Here is a 15632-nt window from a genome sequence, read left to right as displayed (position 1 = left end):
GTAGGTTTATTATGATTAAAGTATTATTAACGGTATTACCATTATCAATTACAACGTCTTTAATGGCGAACGAAGCACCAAAATTGTCTCAAGAACTTACGACAGTTTATAGTCAGCCGTCATCAAGCGAGCGTATTGATAAAAAAGATCCATACTTGATGATAGAAAAAGTCGCTAAAAAAACATTTAAACGTTTTGCTAATGAGCAGTCGGCTATTCAAGAAACGCCAAATTTGCTAAAAACTATAGTGAGTGAAGAATTGATGCCATATATTGATTATAAATATTCGGCATATAAAGTCATTGGGGCTCAAAACTTTAAGCAAACTACTGATAAAGAACGTAAAGCATTTGTTCCTGTTTTTAGAGATTATTTAATTACTTCATACGCACAAGTATTCACCTTGTATAAACAGCAAAAAGTAACTTTTGAACCACCAAAAACATTAACTAATGAAAAGATCGTTTCGGTTGATACTGCAGTTATTGAACCGGGACGAGATCCTATTAACATTTCTTTTAGAGTGCGTAAAAACAATAAAACGAATGATTGGAGAGCGTATGACATGGTAGCTGAAGGTGTTAGTTTGCTAGATAGCAAACAAGCAGAGCTATCTAGTATTATTCGCCAAAAAGGCTTACCTCACGTTACTGAAATGCTAAAAGAAAAAAGTAATAGAGATATTGTTTTCAAAGATGGTGACCATTAATGGCAACAATCGATTGGATATATGAACAAGATACTGCGGTTTTTAAAGGTGAACTTTCAATGAATACTATTGATATCGCTTTTGAGAATAAAACCGTTGATACCTTTCATAACAAAAGTTTGGTTGTTGACTTAGGTGGTATTGTAAAAGCTGATACGGCTGGTTTAGCTTGGCTTTTACGTTTAGTTGAAGAAGCAAAAAAAACAAAGTCTGAAATAAGTTTTCACAATATACCGCAAGATTTGTTAAAATTAGCAAAGCTAAGCGCGGTTGATTTATTCCTTCCAACCAAAATTTAATAAAAATGTAACTAACACTAAGTTAGTTACATACTTAAGGTAATCCTGTGGAAAATTCAGATATAGAAAAATTAATTAATGATGCTGTTAAACTTGATGAACTACATGTGAAATTTGACGGCTCTCAATGTAAAGTTATTGCGGTTGCTGATTTTCTTGGTGAATTAAGCCGAGTAAAAAAACAACAAACTATTTATTCGCCTTTATCAAATGCTATTAAAGAAGGTGCTATACACGCAGTAACTATAAAAACATTTACCACGACTGAATGGAAGCGTGAAAAAATGTTTAACCTCCCTCTATAAATTTAATCTTAAAAGAAGAAAACATTGGACGCATTTAAAATAAACGGTGGTAATCCACTACGTGGCGAAGTAGTTATTTCTGGTGCTAAGAATGCAGCATTACCTATTTTAATGTCTGCATTATTGTCAAAAACACCCGTAACTTTTCATAATGTTCCAAAATTGAATGATATTGAAACAACCATTAAATTACTGAATCAGTTAGGTGCTAAAGCCCAATGGATTAGTGATAATTCGATAATGATTGACGCAAGTACGATTGATCACTGTAAAGCCTCTTATGAATTAGTAAAAACTATGAGGGCATCTATCTTAGTGCTTGGTCCTTTACTTGCTCGATTTGGTCATGCTGAAGTTTCTTTACCCGGTGGTTGTGCTATTGGTGCTAGGCCCATTAATTTACACATTCATGGATTAAAATTAATGGGGGCCGACATTAAAGTAGAAAATGGCTACATTAATGCGAAAAATTCGGGCCGTTTATCTGGCGCTACTATTTTCATGGATACGGTTAGTGTTACAGGAACTGAAAATTTAATGATGGCTGCAGCATTAGCTGAAGGTACAACTATTATTGAAAATGCTGCTAGAGAGCCTGAAATTGTAGATTTAGCTAATTGTTTAAACTCTATGGGAGCTAAAGTAACAGGTGCCGGTGCTGACACATTAGTTATTGAAGGCGTAGCTGAATTAACAGGTTCAGAGTATTCCGTAATGCCAGATCGTATTGAAACAGGGACGTTTTTAGTGGCTGCAGCGGTAACTCAAGGGAAAGTAAAATGTTTGAACACAGATCCTAAAGCGTTAGATGCCGTTATAAGTAAACTTCAAGAAGCGGGTGCTGTCGTTGAGACGGGGATTGATTGGATTGAGTTAACTATGGATAAAAGGCCTAAAGCTGTCAATATCCGTACAGCACCTCATCCTGCATTTCCTACCGATATGCAAGCACAGTTTGTTACTTTAAACGTTATTGCTGAAGGTATGGCAACAACGACTGAAACTATTTTTGAAAATCGTTTTATGCATGTTCCTGAATTACAAAGGATGGGTGCAGATATTTCATTAGAAGGTAATGTTGCTATCAGTCGGGGAGTTGATACCTTAACTGGCGCACAAGTTATGGCTACAGACTTAAGAGCATCGGCAAGTTTGGTGATTGCTGGTTTGGTTGCAATTACTGAAACGCAAGTTGATAGAATTTATCATATTGATCGTGGTTATCAACATATAGAAGATAAATTAACAAAACTAGGTGCTGATATTAAACGGATCCGCGTTTAATCACTGCGCAATATATATTCATGTCATTCCACTTATTATCTAGGTGGAATGACATCATAAAACAGGTTTAATCTGCTAGTTTCTCTTCAATAGTAATCGAAATTTCCAATAATTTGTTTTTACGGAATATTTTAAATACTAATTTATCTCCAGGCGTTGTTTCTGCTACTAAATCAAGTGCTTGTGCAACAGTGGTGATTATCTCATCTTCAATCTGATAAATAGTATCACCTATTTTTAGTCCTGATTTTTGAGCGGGACTATTTACTTCAACAGCGTCAATCACGATCCCTTTACTATTTGCGCTATTAACTGAATTAGTTGATATACCTAACCAACCACGGGTTACTCTACCGGTAGCTATAATTTTTTGCATTACCTTATGGGCTAATTTATAGGGAACAGCAAAAAATATTCCCTGAATATTATGTTTGTCATCAATAAATTTACGGGAGTTAATACCTACTAATTCACCATTAGTATTAATTAACGCTCCACCTGAGTTGCCGTCATTAATCGCCGCATCCATTTGTAAAAACTCTAAGTAGCTTGTAATACTTAAGCCGCCACCTGTTCTTCCTGTTGCACTAATAATGCCTTGAGTAATGGTTTGCCCTAAATTTAAAGGATTACCAATGGCTAAAACAACATCGCCTGCTCGTGATATTAAACCTTCACGCTGTGGAATTACGGGTAAATTAATCGCATTGACTTTCAATACTGCTAAATCGGTAAAAATATCAAAGCCGATAAGTTCAGCTGATAAGGATTGTCCTGTTTGTAATAAAACAATAATTGAATTAGCGTTTTGAACAACGTGATAATTTGTAAGAATATAACCGGCACTATCCATGATAACGCCTGAGCCTAAACTAATACTTCTTGAGCTTTTCCTTCCATATCCTTGAGATGTTTGTATCTCTTCTGAATAAATGTTTACAACGGCAGGACCTGCATTTTGAACAGCTTTAGCATAAGACAACGGCTGGATAATGGGATCTGGTGGATTAAATAATTCAATACCAGAAAAAGTGGTATCACGTAAATGTGGAAATAATAATATGAGAGCAATAGCAATAACCACACCGTAAAATGCGGAGTGAATAACATATTTTAAAGATGAGATAAATTTCAAAAGATTATAGTCTAATTAGGCTTTATTAAAGCGTAACATAAAACTATCCATACAATAAATAATGGAGCGTAAAAACTAGTCTTTCGATGTAGCGCTTAGCATTCTAACGGCTGTTTTAATATAGTTAAAATTTTGTGTTCATCTAAAAGCATAATTTGATATAGCAGGTGCTGATTATTTTTGTGTGAACTCGATAGTTCTTGTTTACTAATAAATTCTGCAAGAAATTTAATTGTATCGCTATCAGCAACAATCAATACATTCTTATCATCTTTTATTACTCTAATAGCTAAACTGTCGAGTAAATTTTCTGTGAATATTTTTATAGGGATTTTATAGCTTCTAGCGATAGGGTTTGCTGTTTCCATCGCACTTAAACGAGTTGTGCTATAAATATTTTCAATATTGGAATAGCTCAATAATGTAGATAGTTGTAGGGCTCTTAAACGGCCACATCCAGAAAGGGGAGGGTTTATCTTTTTGTGTTGAGTTTCTGCATGAGTGGTTAAATATATATAGTGAGGACTTTTAGCACTGTCGTTAGCAACACATTGGAAACTTAGAAGTAATAAAAGTAGCAGTTTCATGATTTGCCTTGTGTGTTTTATTGGCTAAAATCACTTATTATGGGCTTGTCTGATTATTAAGTGATAATCAATCAAACCCTTTGAGTAATCTTAGTGGCAATATTTAAGCTAGTTCAGCTAAAAATCCATGCCAATCTTGTTTTTGCTTGGCTAAATGGTTTTTTAATTCTTTGTATTGCGCAAACAGTTCAGAGTCTTCAACATTTTTAATTAAATTGCTTCGTTGCGCTGCAATGAGTTTTTTTCTTGCTTCATAAAAGGCATTAATTTTTGATATTAGTAGATCGTATTCATTTTGCAATGTTGCTAGTAGTTGCTCAGCATTAGGGTGAGATTTAAGTTTTAGCTGGCTTTTTTGAAGTACCATAGCTAATCGCGCTTTTTCTATTTTTTCTTCAGGGGTCTCTCTTAACTTAGAAGCTAAACCTACATATTCACTAAATTTGATTAACCACTTAGTTGGGTCAAAATCCCACCATCTGATCCCATTTCTATAGTCATTTTCGAAAATATGATGATAATTATGATAGCCTTCACCAAAAGTAAAGAAAGCTAAAATGCCATTATCTCGCGCTGTATTTTTATCAGTGTAAGTTTGTTTACCCCATATGTGGGCTAACGAGTTGATAAAAAAAGTGGTGTGATGGTTTAATACTAATCGTAAAACACCAACGAGTAATAGTGCATTAATAATATCACCATGAATAAAGCCAATTAGAAGAGGGATACCAAAGTTAGTTAGAATAGATAGCAGTAGGTAGTTTTTGTGTTGCCACATCACGATCTTATCTTTTTGTAAATCACGTACATTAGTGTAATCAGCGTAGCGTTGTGGGTGGTATCGTCTTATCATCCAGCCAATGTGTGAATACCAAAAACCTTTTTTAGCCGAGTAAGGATCTACATCGTTATTATCTACATGTTTATGGTGTACTCGATGATCAGAAGACCAATGCAAAATACTATTTTGTAAGGCAAATGCTCCGCCTATTGCAAAAATAAAACGTAAACTCCAATGGGCTTGATAAGTCCTATGAGACCATAATCTATGATAACCAGCAGTAATAGACATTCCGCAATAAATAAAACAAAGAATTGTTAATGTGATTTCTGTTGAATCGAAGCCATGTGTAATCGCTCTATAGGGCACCGCAATTGCTGCAACTAAAAAAGTAATGATAAAAACAGAAACGTTTAACCATATTATTGGTGGTTTATTCATGAAGTGTTCCAAGCAATTGTAATGAATTTCAGCGTACGCGTGTACACCATTTTTATTCATCGCTAAACATTCGTCAAGTGGAATATGTATATTAGATAAGGTTTAATAGTATTATAATCAGAAACTATCTACATTTTTAGGTTATTTTTCATGAGTGGTATTCGTGCCCAGCAAAAAGAAAAGACACGTCGTCAACTAATTGATGCTGCATTAGGTCAATTAAGTAGTGAGAAAAGCTTTTCAAGCTTAAGCTTAAGAGAAGTCGCTAAAGAAGCTGGATTAGCGCCTACGTCTTTTTATCGTCATTTTACTGATATGGATGAATTGGGTTTAACACTTGTTGATGAAGCGGGCCTAACCCTAAGACAATTAATGCGACAAGCGCGTCAGCGTATTGAAAAAGGAGGGTCTGTTATTCAAATTTCTGTTATTACCTTTATGGAATTTATTGAAAATAACGGAAATATTTTCAGATTACTATTACGTGAACGCTCAGGTACATCACCAGCTTTTAGGGCCGCCGTAAATAGAGAGATACGTTATTTTACTATGGAGTTATGTGATTACTTACAACAAGCGAATCAACTCGATGCTGAAGTAGCTTATTTACAAGCCAATGCAGCTGTAACGATTGTATTCAGTGCGGGTTCAGATGCGCTAGATATTGACGCTAAAGATTATGGGCAACTGGCTAATCAAACTATTCAGCAGCTACGTTTTATTGCTAAAGGAGCTACTGAATTTAATGGCCGAGTTGATTTGTTAAAACGATAGAAGTTAAATCTTCGAAAGAATTACCCCTGTTTCTACATGATCGGTATAAGGAAATTGATCAAATAAAGCGAATTGTTCAATTTTATGTGTTTTAACTAGGTGAGATAAGTTTTCATGTAATGTATGAGGATTACATGAAATATAAATAATCTGATTAAATCGACTAATCAACTCAAGACTTTCAGGATCTAATCCTGCTCTTGGTGGATCTACTAATACCGTGTCGTAATTATAAGCAGTTAAATCGAAACCTTCTAATCGCCTAAACTTACGTTCGTTATTCATCGCTTGGCTGAATTCTTCACTCGACATTCTTACAATATTAATATTATCAATGTTGTTTTCAGCAATATTTATCTGTGCCGACTTTACGGAAGACTTTGCTATTTCAGTACCCAATACACGCTCGAAGTTTTGCGCTAAAGCAATACTAAAATTACCATTACCGCAATAAAGTTCAATTAAATCACCTTCAGAGTTAAGAGTTGCTTGCTGAGCCCATAACAACATTTTTTCATTAACTGACGCATTGGGTTGAGTAAAACTGTTTTCGACTTGATGATAAACATAGGATTTATCGCCAACGGTGAGTTTTTCCATCAAATAATCTTTGTGAAGTACTACTTTTTGTTTTCTGGCTCGGCCAATAATATTCACTGGAGCAATGATAGATAATTTTTCTATAAGTTGTTCTGCTTCAACTTGCCATTCATCACTGAGCTGTTTGTGATAGAGGAGGCTAATGAGTACTTCACCACTTTTACTTGATAAGAAATCAACTTGAAATAAACGTTGTCTTAATAGCTCATTGTTTTTTATTTCAACCAACAATTGCGACATGCACTTATTAATGAGCTTTGATGCTACAGGGAAGTATTCAACTTTGTATTTCTGCTTGGTTTCACTATCGAACATAATGTAATAAAGATCATCGCCTTCGTGCCAAATTCTAAACTCAGCTCTGTAACGATAATTTATTGGTTCAGATTCAAAAATATCAAAAGTAGGTAAATCATAATTAGAAAACAAACGAGCTATGTCATTTTTTTTATCCTCTAATTGTTGAAGATAGTTACTGGGATTTATATGACTAAACATGGCTTGCCTTTAAAGATGATTTTAAAATGAGCGCAGATTTTAGCGCGAGTGAACATTTTGTCTAGTTTTAAATAGATGCTAGTGAGTATGGGATCTAATAATTAGCTGAATTAAAGAAGTAAACGGGGAATAAATATAAAGAAAAATTTTAATATGAAAATACATTTAAATAACTAGAATAAAATAATTCGCCTACTTATTTTATAATTATGAAATAAGTAGGCGAATTGAACATTATTCTATTTCTTTTTCAGGGCGCTCTTTAGCTTCCCTAACCTTCAAAGTACGTTGTTGAAACTCTTTATCATTTAATGCTTCTACTGCTTTATCAGTATCATTAGCCGACATTTCAACAAAACCGAAACCACGTCTTTTACCTGTGTGTTTATCTTTCATTAAACGAACTGAATGAACCTGTCCAATAGTAGAGAATAATTCTCTAACAGATGCTTCATTAGCTCTATAAGGAAGGTTTCCTACATAAAGGGTTTTAACGTCATCAGAAGCTGAGCTTTCAGATGAGTCATTAATACCTATTAAAGGTGCTACAAAAGCAGCGATGAATATAGCAATGGCAACATTGGTTTGAGTAGGTTCGATTAAACTAAAAAGAAAAAATGCTAAACCCGCAAAAACTAGTGCGATAATTACTGTTGATACTTGAGGAGATTTCATTATGAATACCTAATTATTATTATTTAAAATATAAAAGCAATTCCATGTTACCCAGCTTTTTCTAATGTGCAACTATATAGTGTCATTTTTATTCAATTAAATTAAATACGTATATAGGAAGAATTATCTATAAAAATAAGTTAAAGGAATCAAATGACAAAGGATCCTTATAATAAAGGCTATTTATAAGGGCTACTAGCATGAATAGTCATCAAAATGTCCACAAAACAATCAAACAAACGAAAAAAGAGAAAAAAGAACAAAAAAAGCTTGCGTGGACAGAAAAGATCGTTAGAATGCGCTCCACTTCTTCAGGGAAACCCAGAGAAGGTAAGTATAGGAAATACTAAGTTCACTGAATAAGGACAGCGAAGTGGACGTTTTGATAGGTTTAGTTAGGCTTAATTGACGAATTAAACGAAAGATAACTTTTAAAATCTTTTAAAAAGAATTTCAAAAAGTTGTTGACATCAAAACTGAGACGCGTAGAATGCGCATCTCGCTTCAGGCAAGGCCTGCAGCACAAGAGCTTAACGAATGCGATTAACCTCTTGCTTCTTTTATAAAAAGAAGCCTTTCTTTAAAAATTAGTTATCATGCAATTTGTGTGAACACTCACATTAAGATTGATTTTACATAGTCGGTTTTATTACTTAGGTAATAAGAAAGACGTAAAACAGCTTATGTTGATGTCACACAAAAAAGTATAATTTAATCTTTGATTAGATTGTACGTTTTATGTAGTTACTGACTTCGGTTAGTAACACGACAGAATTCATTGAGCAGCATCGCAAGATGCACAAACGATTTATAATTGAAGAGTTTGATCATGGCTCAGATTGAACGCTGGCGGCAGGCTTAACACATGCAAGTCGAGCGGAAACGAGAATAGCTTGCTATTCGGCGTCGAGCGGCGGACGGGTGAGTAATGCTTGGGAATATGCCTAATGGTGGGGGACAACAGTTGGAAACGACTGCTAATACCGCATAACGTCTACGGACCAAAGGAGGGGATTCTTCGGAACCTTTCGCCATTTGATTAGCCCAAGTGAGATTAGCTAGTTGGTAAGGTAAAGGCTTACCAAGGCGACGATCTCTAGCTGGTTTGAGAGGATGATCAGCCACACTGGGACTGAGACACGGCCCAGACTCCTACGGGAGGCAGCAGTGGGGAATATTGCACAATGGGCGAAAGCCTGATGCAGCCATGCCGCGTGTGTGAAGAAGGCCTTCGGGTTGTAAAGCACTTTCAGCGAGGAGGAAAGGGTGTAGACTAATACTCTGCATCTGTGACGTTACTCGCAGAAGAAGCACCGGCTAACTTCGTGCCAGCAGCCGCGGTAATACGAGGGGTGCAAGCGTTAATCGGAATTACTGGGCGTAAAGCGTGCGTAGGTGGTTTGTTAAGCAAGATGTGAAAGCCCCGGGCTCAACCTGGGAACTGCATTTTGAACTGGCAAGCTAGAGTATTGTAGAGGGTAGTGGAATTTCCAGTGTAGCGGTGAAATGCGTAGAGATTGGAAGGAACATCAGTGGCGAAGGCGGCTACCTGGACAAATACTGACACTGAGGCACGAAAGCGTGGGGAGCAAACAGGATTAGATACCCTGGTAGTCCACGCCGTAAACGATGTCAACTAGCCGTCTGTAGACTTGATCTGTGGGTGGCGTAGCTAACGCGCTAAGTTGACCGCCTGGGGAGTACGGCCGCAAGGTTAAAACTCAAATGAATTGACGGGGGCCCGCACAAGCGGTGGAGCATGTGGTTTAATTCGATGCAACGCGAAGAACCTTACCATCCCTTGACATCCTACTAAGTTACCAGAGATGGTTTCGTGCCTTCGGGAAAGTAGTGACAGGTGCTGCATGGCTGTCGTCAGCTCGTGTTGTGAAATGTTGGGTTAAGTCCCGCAACGAGCGCAACCCCTATCCTTATTTGCTAGCGCGTAATGGCGAGAACTCTAAGGAGACTGCCGGTGATAAACCGGAGGAAGGTGGGGACGACGTCAAGTCATCATGGCCCTTACGGGATGGGCTACACACGTGCTACAATGGCAAGTACAGAGGGCAGCAATACCGCGAGGTGGAGCGAATCCCACAAAGCTTGTCGTAGTCCGGATTGGAGTCTGCAACTCGACTCCATGAAGTCGGAATCGCTAGTAATCGTAGATCAGAATGCTACGGTGAATACGTTCCCGGGCCTTGTACACACCGCCCGTCACACCATGGGAGTGGGTTGCAAAAGAAGTGGCTAGTTTAACCTTCGGGAGGACGGTCACCACTTTGTGATTCATGACTGGGGTGAAGTCGTAACAAGGTAACCCTAGGGGAACCTGGGGTTGGATCACCTCCTTATCTTGAAGTAAAACGTTTTAATGGGAATAGCTGTAAAGCTATTTCAGAGTGTTCACACAAATTGCCTGATAACGAAATAGAAGAAGTGCACACCTCATAAAATATGGGGCTATAGCTCAGCTGGGAGAGCGCCTGCCTTGCACGCAGGAGGTCAGCAGTTCGATCCTGCTTAGCTCCACCACTTCTTCAAAGAAAGAATAGAGACCAAATTTAACGTATCTCAACGTTTAACGAGATAGTTTAGATTTGGTTTTTTACCGGAAACGTTCCGTACGTTTCTCGGATTTTCCTCCATCCGTGGAGGTCAAACCAAAATTTTAGCCGAATGCGTGCTGAGATTAAGTTCTTTAACAATCTGGAAAGCTGATATAAATACCGGTATTTATATAGCACTCAACGGTGTCGCGCTGTTGTTTGTAACGTATAAATACCAAGCTATTGTTACTTCTTTTATCGGGAAGTGATGATGGTGATAGTGGCTCCTCCTCGGAGACGCTATCAACCCGATATATTCGTAAGAATATATCAACTCTTATTCAAGACACACAATGTGTGCGTGAAAATGTCAGACTTTACAATTACTGTGGTTTAGTCACCACGGTGTACTTAATATTCTTTCGAGACTATTTAGGGTTGTATGGTTAAGTGACTAAGCGTATGTGGTGGATGCCTTGGCAGTTAGAGGCGATGAAGGACGTGTTAATCTGCGAAAAGCTTTGGTGAGGTGATAAAAACCGTTATAGCCAAAGATATCCGAATGGGGAAACCCACCCGTCGTAAGGCGGGTATCGCTACCTGAATACATAGGGTAGCGAGGCGAACCGGGAGAACTGAAACATCTAAGTACCCCGAGGAAAAGAAATCAACCGAGATTTCGTTAGTAGCGGCGAGCGAACGCGAATTAGCCCTTAAGTGGTTTGTAAGTTAGTGGAATCTACTGGAAAGTAGAGCGATACAGGGTGATAGCCCCGTACACGAAAATAAACTTACCATGAAATCGAGTAGGTCGGCACACGTGAAACGTTGACTGAACATGGGGGGACCATCCTCCAAGGCTAAATACTCCTAACTGACCGATAGTGAACCAGTACCGTGAGGGAAAGGCGAAAAGAACCCCTGTGAGGGGAGTGAAATAGAACCTGAAACCGCATACGTACAAGCAGTGGGAGCCCGATTTAGTCGGGTGACTGCGTACCTTTTGTATAATGGGTCAGCGACTTATATTTTGTAGCAAGGTTAACCGAATAGGGGAGCCGTAGCGAAAGCGAGTGTTAACTGCGCGTTTAGTTGCAAGGTATAGACCCGAAACCCGGCGATCTACCCATGGGCAGGTTGAAGGTTGAGTAACATCAACTGGAGGACCGAACACACGTATGTTGAAAAATGCGGTGATGACTTGTGGGTCGGAGTGAAAGGCTAATCAAGCCGGGAGATAGCTGGTTCTCCCCGAAATCTATTTAGGTAGAGCCTCGCACGAACACCATTGGGGGTAGAGCACTGTTAAGGCTAGGGGGTCATCCCGACTTACCAACCCTTTGCAAACTCCGAATACCAATGAGTGATATGCGGGAGACACACTACGGGTGCTAACGTCCGTTGTGAAGAGGGAAACAACCCAGACCGCCAGCTAAGGTCCCAAAGTACTAGTTAAGTGGGAAACGATGTGGAAAGGCATAGACAGCTAGGAGGTTGGCTTAGAAGCAGCCATCCTTTAAAGAAAGCGTAATAGCTCACTAGTCGAGTCGGTCTGCGCGGAAGATGTAACGGGGCTAAACTAGTCACCGAAGCTGCGGATTTGAACTTAGGTTCAAGTGGTAGGGGAGCGTTCTGTAAGCCGTTGAAGGTGTGTTGTAAAGCATGCTGGAGGTATCAGAAGTGCGAATGCTGACATGAGTAACGATAAGGGGAGTGAAAAACTCCCCCGCCGAAAGACCAAGGTTTCCTGTCCCATGTTAATCAGGGCAGGGTAAGTCGGCCCCTAAGGCGAGGCGGAAACGCGTAGTCGATGGGAAACAGATTAATATTTCTGTACTTCTATATATTGCGAAGGAGGGACGGAGTAGGCTAGGTGAGCACGGCGTTGGTAGTCCGTGTGAAAGATTGTAGGTGGGTGACTTAGGTAAATCCGGGTTGCTGTTAACACTGAGAGTCGAGACGAGTCTCTACGGAGATGAAGTCATTGATGCCATGCTTCCAGGAAAAGCTTCTAAGCTTCAGATATATAGGAACCGTACCCCAAACCGACACAGGTGGTTAGGTAGAGAATACTAAGGCGCTTGAGAGAACTCGGGTGAAGGAACTAGGCAAAATAGTACCGTAACTTCGGGAGAAGGTACGCTCTCTGGTGTGAATCCCTTGCGGAGTAAGCACAGGAGAGTCGAAGTAACCAGGTGGCTGGAACTGTTTATTAAAAACACAGCACTGTGCAAAATCGAAAGATGACGTATACGGTGTGACGCCTGCCCGGTGCCGGAAGGTTAATTGATTGGGTTAGCTCTGCGAAGCTCATGATCGAAGCCCCGGTAAACGGCGGCCGTAACTATAACGGTCCTAAGGTAGCGAAATTCCTTGTCGGGTAAGTTCCGACCTGCACGAATGGCGTAATCATGGCCACACTGTCTCCACCCGAGACTCAGTGAAATTGAAATTGCGGTTAAGATGCCGTATACCCGCGGCTAGACGGAAAGACCCCGTGAACCTTTACTATAGCTTGACAGTGAACATTGCTCCTACATGTGTAGGATAGGTGGGAGGCTTTGAAGATGCGTCGCCAGATGTGTTGGAGCCAACCTTGAAATACCACCCTTGTATGCGTGATGTTCTAACCTAGGGCCCTCATCGGGCTTGGGGACACTGTCTGGTGGGTAGTTTGACTGGGGCGGTCTCCTCCCAAAGAGTAACGGAGGAGCACGAAGGTTGGCTAAGTACGGTCGGACATCGTACGGTTAGTGCAATGGCATAAGCCAGCTTAACTGCGAGACAGACACGTCGAGCAGGTACGAAAGTAGGTCATAGTGATCCGGTGGTTCTGTATGGAAGGGCCATCGCTCAACGGATAAAAGGTACTCCGGGGATAACAGGCTGATACCGCCCAAGAGTTCATATCGACGGCGGTGTTTGGCACCTCGATGTCGGCTCATCACATCCTGGGGCTGAAGTCGGTCCCAAGGGTATGGCTGTTCGCCATTTAAAGTGGTACGCGAGCTGGGTTTAGAACGTCGTGAGACAGTTCGGTCCCTATCTGCCGTGGGCGTTTGAGAATTGAAGAGGGCTGCTCCTAGTACGAGAGGACCGGAGTGGACGAACCGCTGGTGTTCGGGTTGTTATGCCAATAGCATTGCCCGGTAGCTACGTTCGGAACTGATAACCGCTGAAAGCATCTAAGCGGGAAACAGGCTTTGAGATGAGTTCTCACTGGAGCTTTAAGCTCCCTAAAGGGTCGTTGGAGACTACAACGTTGATAGGTCAGGTGTGTAAGGGTTGTGAGGCCTTGAGCTAACTGATACTAATTGCCCGTGAGGCTTAACCATACAACACCTAAATAGTTTTGTATGAAGTTTGACACACTCTATGAGTGACACGTACACATGTGCGAATAAGAGATTAAAACGTATTTATAGTTCAATGAAAATAATTTTTTGTTGAAAGGCTTTCAAGATTGACCTTTTTTGTCTAGCGACAATAGCGATGTAGACCCACCTGATCCCATTCCGAACTCAGAAGTGAAATGCATTAGCGCCGATGGTAGTGTGGGAGTTCCCATGTGAGAGTAGGACATTGCTAGGCTTCTCATTAAGAAAAGCCCGATTCGAAAGAGTCGGGCTTTTTGCTGTCTGGTGTTAAACATTGCAGCAGTCGTTCCAAGGTCGAAAGTGTGTAGCGTTGCTTTCTCTTATATGAGTTTGTTCCTGTATATTTATGCGCGCGCGACGACATTAGTATATTCTATATGTCAGCAGGACATTGCTAGCCTTTTCTTGTGTGTTTGATAAAATATATCTCCACACAGTTTGTTTTATTGTTTGATGGCAGTTCCACTATTAAATTGCTCAATACAAAGGTTTGTACAAATCTTCAGTTCTAATTTTTACTTAACGAAGTATTGGTTTATTTCATTCAATAAAAGTTATCAATATCCGATGTTAATTTATCTGTTTAGTATAAGTGTTATTAAATATCTATTTAAGAGAATATGTATATGGATTGGCAAGCTACATTAAGTTGGGAAGATGCTAAGAAAAAAGCTAATATTTTAAATAAGATTAGAGCTTTTTTTTATGAGCTCGATGTAATTGAAGTTGAGACTCCTTTATTGGGTCAATTTACGGTAACAGATATACACCTAGAAGCATTTAAAACACAATTCAATTACTTTTCTGATAGTGGCCCCCAATATTTTAGGAAGATGTATTTTCAGACTTCCCCCGAATATTGTATGAAAAGGTTATTAGCATCTGGTTATCAATCTATTTATCAAATATCTAAAGCGTTTAGGCATGAAGGTAAGGGGCGTTATCATAATCCTGAGTTTACTATCTTAGAATGGTATCGTTTAGGCTTTACACAGGAAGATTTAATTAAAGAGGTTTCAGACCTTTTAAAAAAAACACTTCATTGCGAAGAACCTGAAATAATTTCTTATCAAAACCTATTTATTAATAATGTTAATGTTGATCCACTTAATACAAGCGTTAAAGAGCTTAAGACTCTAATTCTTAATGCCAATATAATGAGTGATTGGTTAGTTAATGAGAATGAGATAGATGTTTTATTGCAGTTTATTATGGCTGAGTTAATTGAGCCAAATATAGGCAAGTATAAGCCAATTTTTATCTATAACTTTCCATTATCCCAAGCTTCTTTAGCGCGAAAAAATAAAGTTGATGAAAGAGTTGCTGAGCGCTTTGAGTGTTATTTTAAAGGTATTGAGCTTGTAAATGGGTTTTGTGAACTCACCGACCATATTGAGCAGTTACAACGTTTTAATAAAGATAATATTTATAGAGAAAATATAGGTTTAGAACAAAAGTCCATAGACCCTCGTTTTATTGAAGCTTTAAAAGTTGGCCTACCAAGTTGTTCAGGAGTAGCTTTAGGGGTTGATAGGTTGTTAATGTTGGCTTTAGATAAAAAATCGATTGATGAGGTAATAACATTTACTGTCGATAGAGCTTAATAAAGATATGTTA

General features: G+C 39.1%; 11 protein-coding genes, 1 tRNA gene and 3 rRNA genes. 10 read left to right on the top strand and 5 right to left on the bottom strand.

Annotated features, from left to right (window positions below; translation table 11 throughout):
* Positions 1-11: 11 nt before the first annotated feature.
* The 4 genes from AC0L5Q_RS11835 to murA are packed head-to-tail and all read left to right on the top strand — an operon-like array spanning position 12 to position 2598.
* A complete protein-coding gene (locus AC0L5Q_RS11835) occupies positions 12-710 on the top strand; it encodes an MlaC/ttg2D family ABC transporter substrate-binding protein (protein ID WP_473608383.1) in 699 nt (232 codons plus the stop codon).
* Positions 710-1009, top strand: a complete 300-nt coding sequence (locus AC0L5Q_RS11830) for an STAS domain-containing protein (RefSeq protein ID WP_473608380.1) — start codon at positions 710-712, stop codon at positions 1007-1009. Before AC0L5Q_RS11835 ends, AC0L5Q_RS11830 begins: the two co-directional genes overlap by 1 nt.
* Positions 1010-1056: 47 nt before the next feature.
* Positions 1057-1314 carry a BolA family protein gene (locus tag AC0L5Q_RS11825; protein WP_076420108.1) on the top strand — a complete coding sequence of 86 codons (258 nt, stop codon included), beginning with the start codon at positions 1057-1059 and terminating at the stop codon, positions 1312-1314.
* Between the two features lie 24 nt (positions 1315-1338).
* The gene (gene murA / locus AC0L5Q_RS11820; RefSeq protein ID WP_473608375.1) at positions 1339-2598 is read left to right on the top strand and encodes a UDP-N-acetylglucosamine 1-carboxyvinyltransferase; all 1260 of its coding nucleotides are present in this window, start codon (positions 1339-1341) and stop codon (positions 2596-2598) included.
* Positions 2599-2665: 67 nt separating this feature from the next.
* Here the strand turns inward: murA and AC0L5Q_RS11815 are convergent, their stop codons facing one another.
* The 3 genes from AC0L5Q_RS11815 to AC0L5Q_RS11805 all read right to left on the bottom strand — a co-directional run bounded on the left by AC0L5Q_RS11815 (position 2666) and on the right by AC0L5Q_RS11805 (position 5542).
* Positions 2666-3733 carry a trypsin-like peptidase domain-containing protein gene (locus AC0L5Q_RS11815; protein ID WP_473608371.1) on the bottom strand — a complete coding sequence of 356 codons (1068 nt, stop codon included), beginning with the start codon at positions 3731-3733 and terminating at the stop codon, positions 2666-2668.
* A 95-nt stretch (positions 3734-3828) separates the two neighbouring features.
* Positions 3829-4320 carry a histidine phosphatase family protein gene (locus AC0L5Q_RS11810; RefSeq protein WP_473608367.1) on the bottom strand — a complete coding sequence of 164 codons (492 nt, stop codon included), beginning with the start codon at positions 4318-4320 and terminating at the stop codon, positions 3829-3831.
* Between the two features lie 103 nt (positions 4321-4423).
* Complete coding sequence (locus tag AC0L5Q_RS11805; protein WP_473608363.1) at positions 4424-5542, bottom strand: acyl-CoA desaturase; 1119 nt, start codon at positions 5540-5542, stop codon at positions 4424-4426.
* 150 nt (positions 5543-5692) lie between these two features.
* Between AC0L5Q_RS11805 and fabR the strand changes: the two genes are divergently transcribed.
* Positions 5693-6316: an HTH-type transcriptional repressor FabR gene (gene fabR / locus AC0L5Q_RS11800; protein WP_076420104.1), complete on the top strand. Its 624-nt coding sequence runs from the start codon at positions 5693-5695 to the stop codon at positions 6314-6316.
* 3 nt (positions 6317-6319) lie between these two features.
* Here the strand turns inward: fabR and trmA are convergent, their stop codons facing one another.
* Together trmA and AC0L5Q_RS11790 are read right to left on the bottom strand one after the other, a co-directional pair.
* Positions 6320-7414, bottom strand: coding sequence for a tRNA (uridine(54)-C5)-methyltransferase TrmA (gene trmA / locus AC0L5Q_RS11795; RefSeq protein ID WP_473608357.1), 1095 nt, complete (start codon positions 7412-7414; stop codon positions 6320-6322).
* A gap of 234 nt (positions 7415-7648) precedes the next feature.
* Entirely contained in the window at positions 7649-8089 is a 441-nt protein-coding gene (locus AC0L5Q_RS11790) for an RNA recognition motif domain-containing protein (protein WP_473608353.1), read from the bottom strand.
* A gap of 811 nt (positions 8090-8900) precedes the next feature.
* Here AC0L5Q_RS11790 and AC0L5Q_RS11785 point away from each other — a divergent pair.
* From AC0L5Q_RS11785 to epmA, 5 genes are all read left to right on the top strand, one after another.
* Positions 8901-10443 (top strand): 16S ribosomal RNA (locus tag AC0L5Q_RS11785).
* Between the two features lie 105 nt (positions 10444-10548).
* Positions 10549-10624 (top strand) — tRNA-Ala (locus AC0L5Q_RS11780).
* A gap of 458 nt (positions 10625-11082) precedes the next feature.
* Positions 11083-13973, top strand: a 23S ribosomal RNA gene (locus AC0L5Q_RS11775).
* Between the two features lie 141 nt (positions 13974-14114).
* Positions 14115-14229, top strand: a 5S ribosomal RNA gene (gene rrf / locus AC0L5Q_RS11770).
* The 16S, 23S and 5S rRNA genes sit together here with 1 tRNA gene alongside, the layout of an rRNA operon.
* A gap of 412 nt (positions 14230-14641) precedes the next feature.
* Positions 14642-15619: an elongation factor P--(R)-beta-lysine ligase gene (epmA, locus tag AC0L5Q_RS11765; protein WP_473608349.1), complete on the top strand. Its 978-nt coding sequence runs from the start codon at positions 14642-14644 to the stop codon at positions 15617-15619.
* Positions 15620-15632: the final 13 nt, after the last annotated feature.

The organism is Pseudocolwellia sp. G5-9, assembly GCF_055808995.1.
The sequence above is the reverse complement of the archived record's forward strand: the minus strand, read 5'-3'. Positions and strand labels throughout refer to the sequence as shown.

What these genes read in the sequence shown, in the direction of transcription:
- AC0L5Q_RS11835 (WP_473608383.1), top strand. Translation starts at nt 12, where the DNA reads ATGATTAAAGTATTATTAACGGTATTACCATTATCAATTACAACGTCT.
- AC0L5Q_RS11830 (WP_473608380.1), top strand. Translation starts at nt 710, where the DNA reads ATGGCAACAATCGATTGGATATATGAACAAGATACTGCGGTTTTTAAA.
- AC0L5Q_RS11810 (WP_473608367.1), bottom strand. Translation starts at nt 4,320, where the DNA reads ATGAAACTGCTACTTTTATTACTTCTAAGTTTCCAATGTGTTGCTAAC.
- AC0L5Q_RS11805 (WP_473608363.1), bottom strand. Translation starts at nt 5,542, where the DNA reads ATGAATAAACCACCAATAATATGGTTAAACGTTTCTGTTTTTATCATT.
- fabR (WP_076420104.1), top strand. Translation starts at nt 5,693, where the DNA reads ATGAGTGGTATTCGTGCCCAGCAAAAAGAAAAGACACGTCGTCAACTA.
- trmA (WP_473608357.1), bottom strand. Translation starts at nt 7,414, where the DNA reads ATGTTTAGTCATATAAATCCCAGTAACTATCTTCAACAATTAGAGGAT.
- AC0L5Q_RS11790 (WP_473608353.1), bottom strand. Translation starts at nt 8,089, where the DNA reads ATGAAATCTCCTCAAGTATCAACAGTAATTATCGCACTAGTTTTTGCG.
- epmA (WP_473608349.1), top strand. Translation starts at nt 14,642, where the DNA reads ATGGATTGGCAAGCTACATTAAGTTGGGAAGATGCTAAGAAAAAAGCT.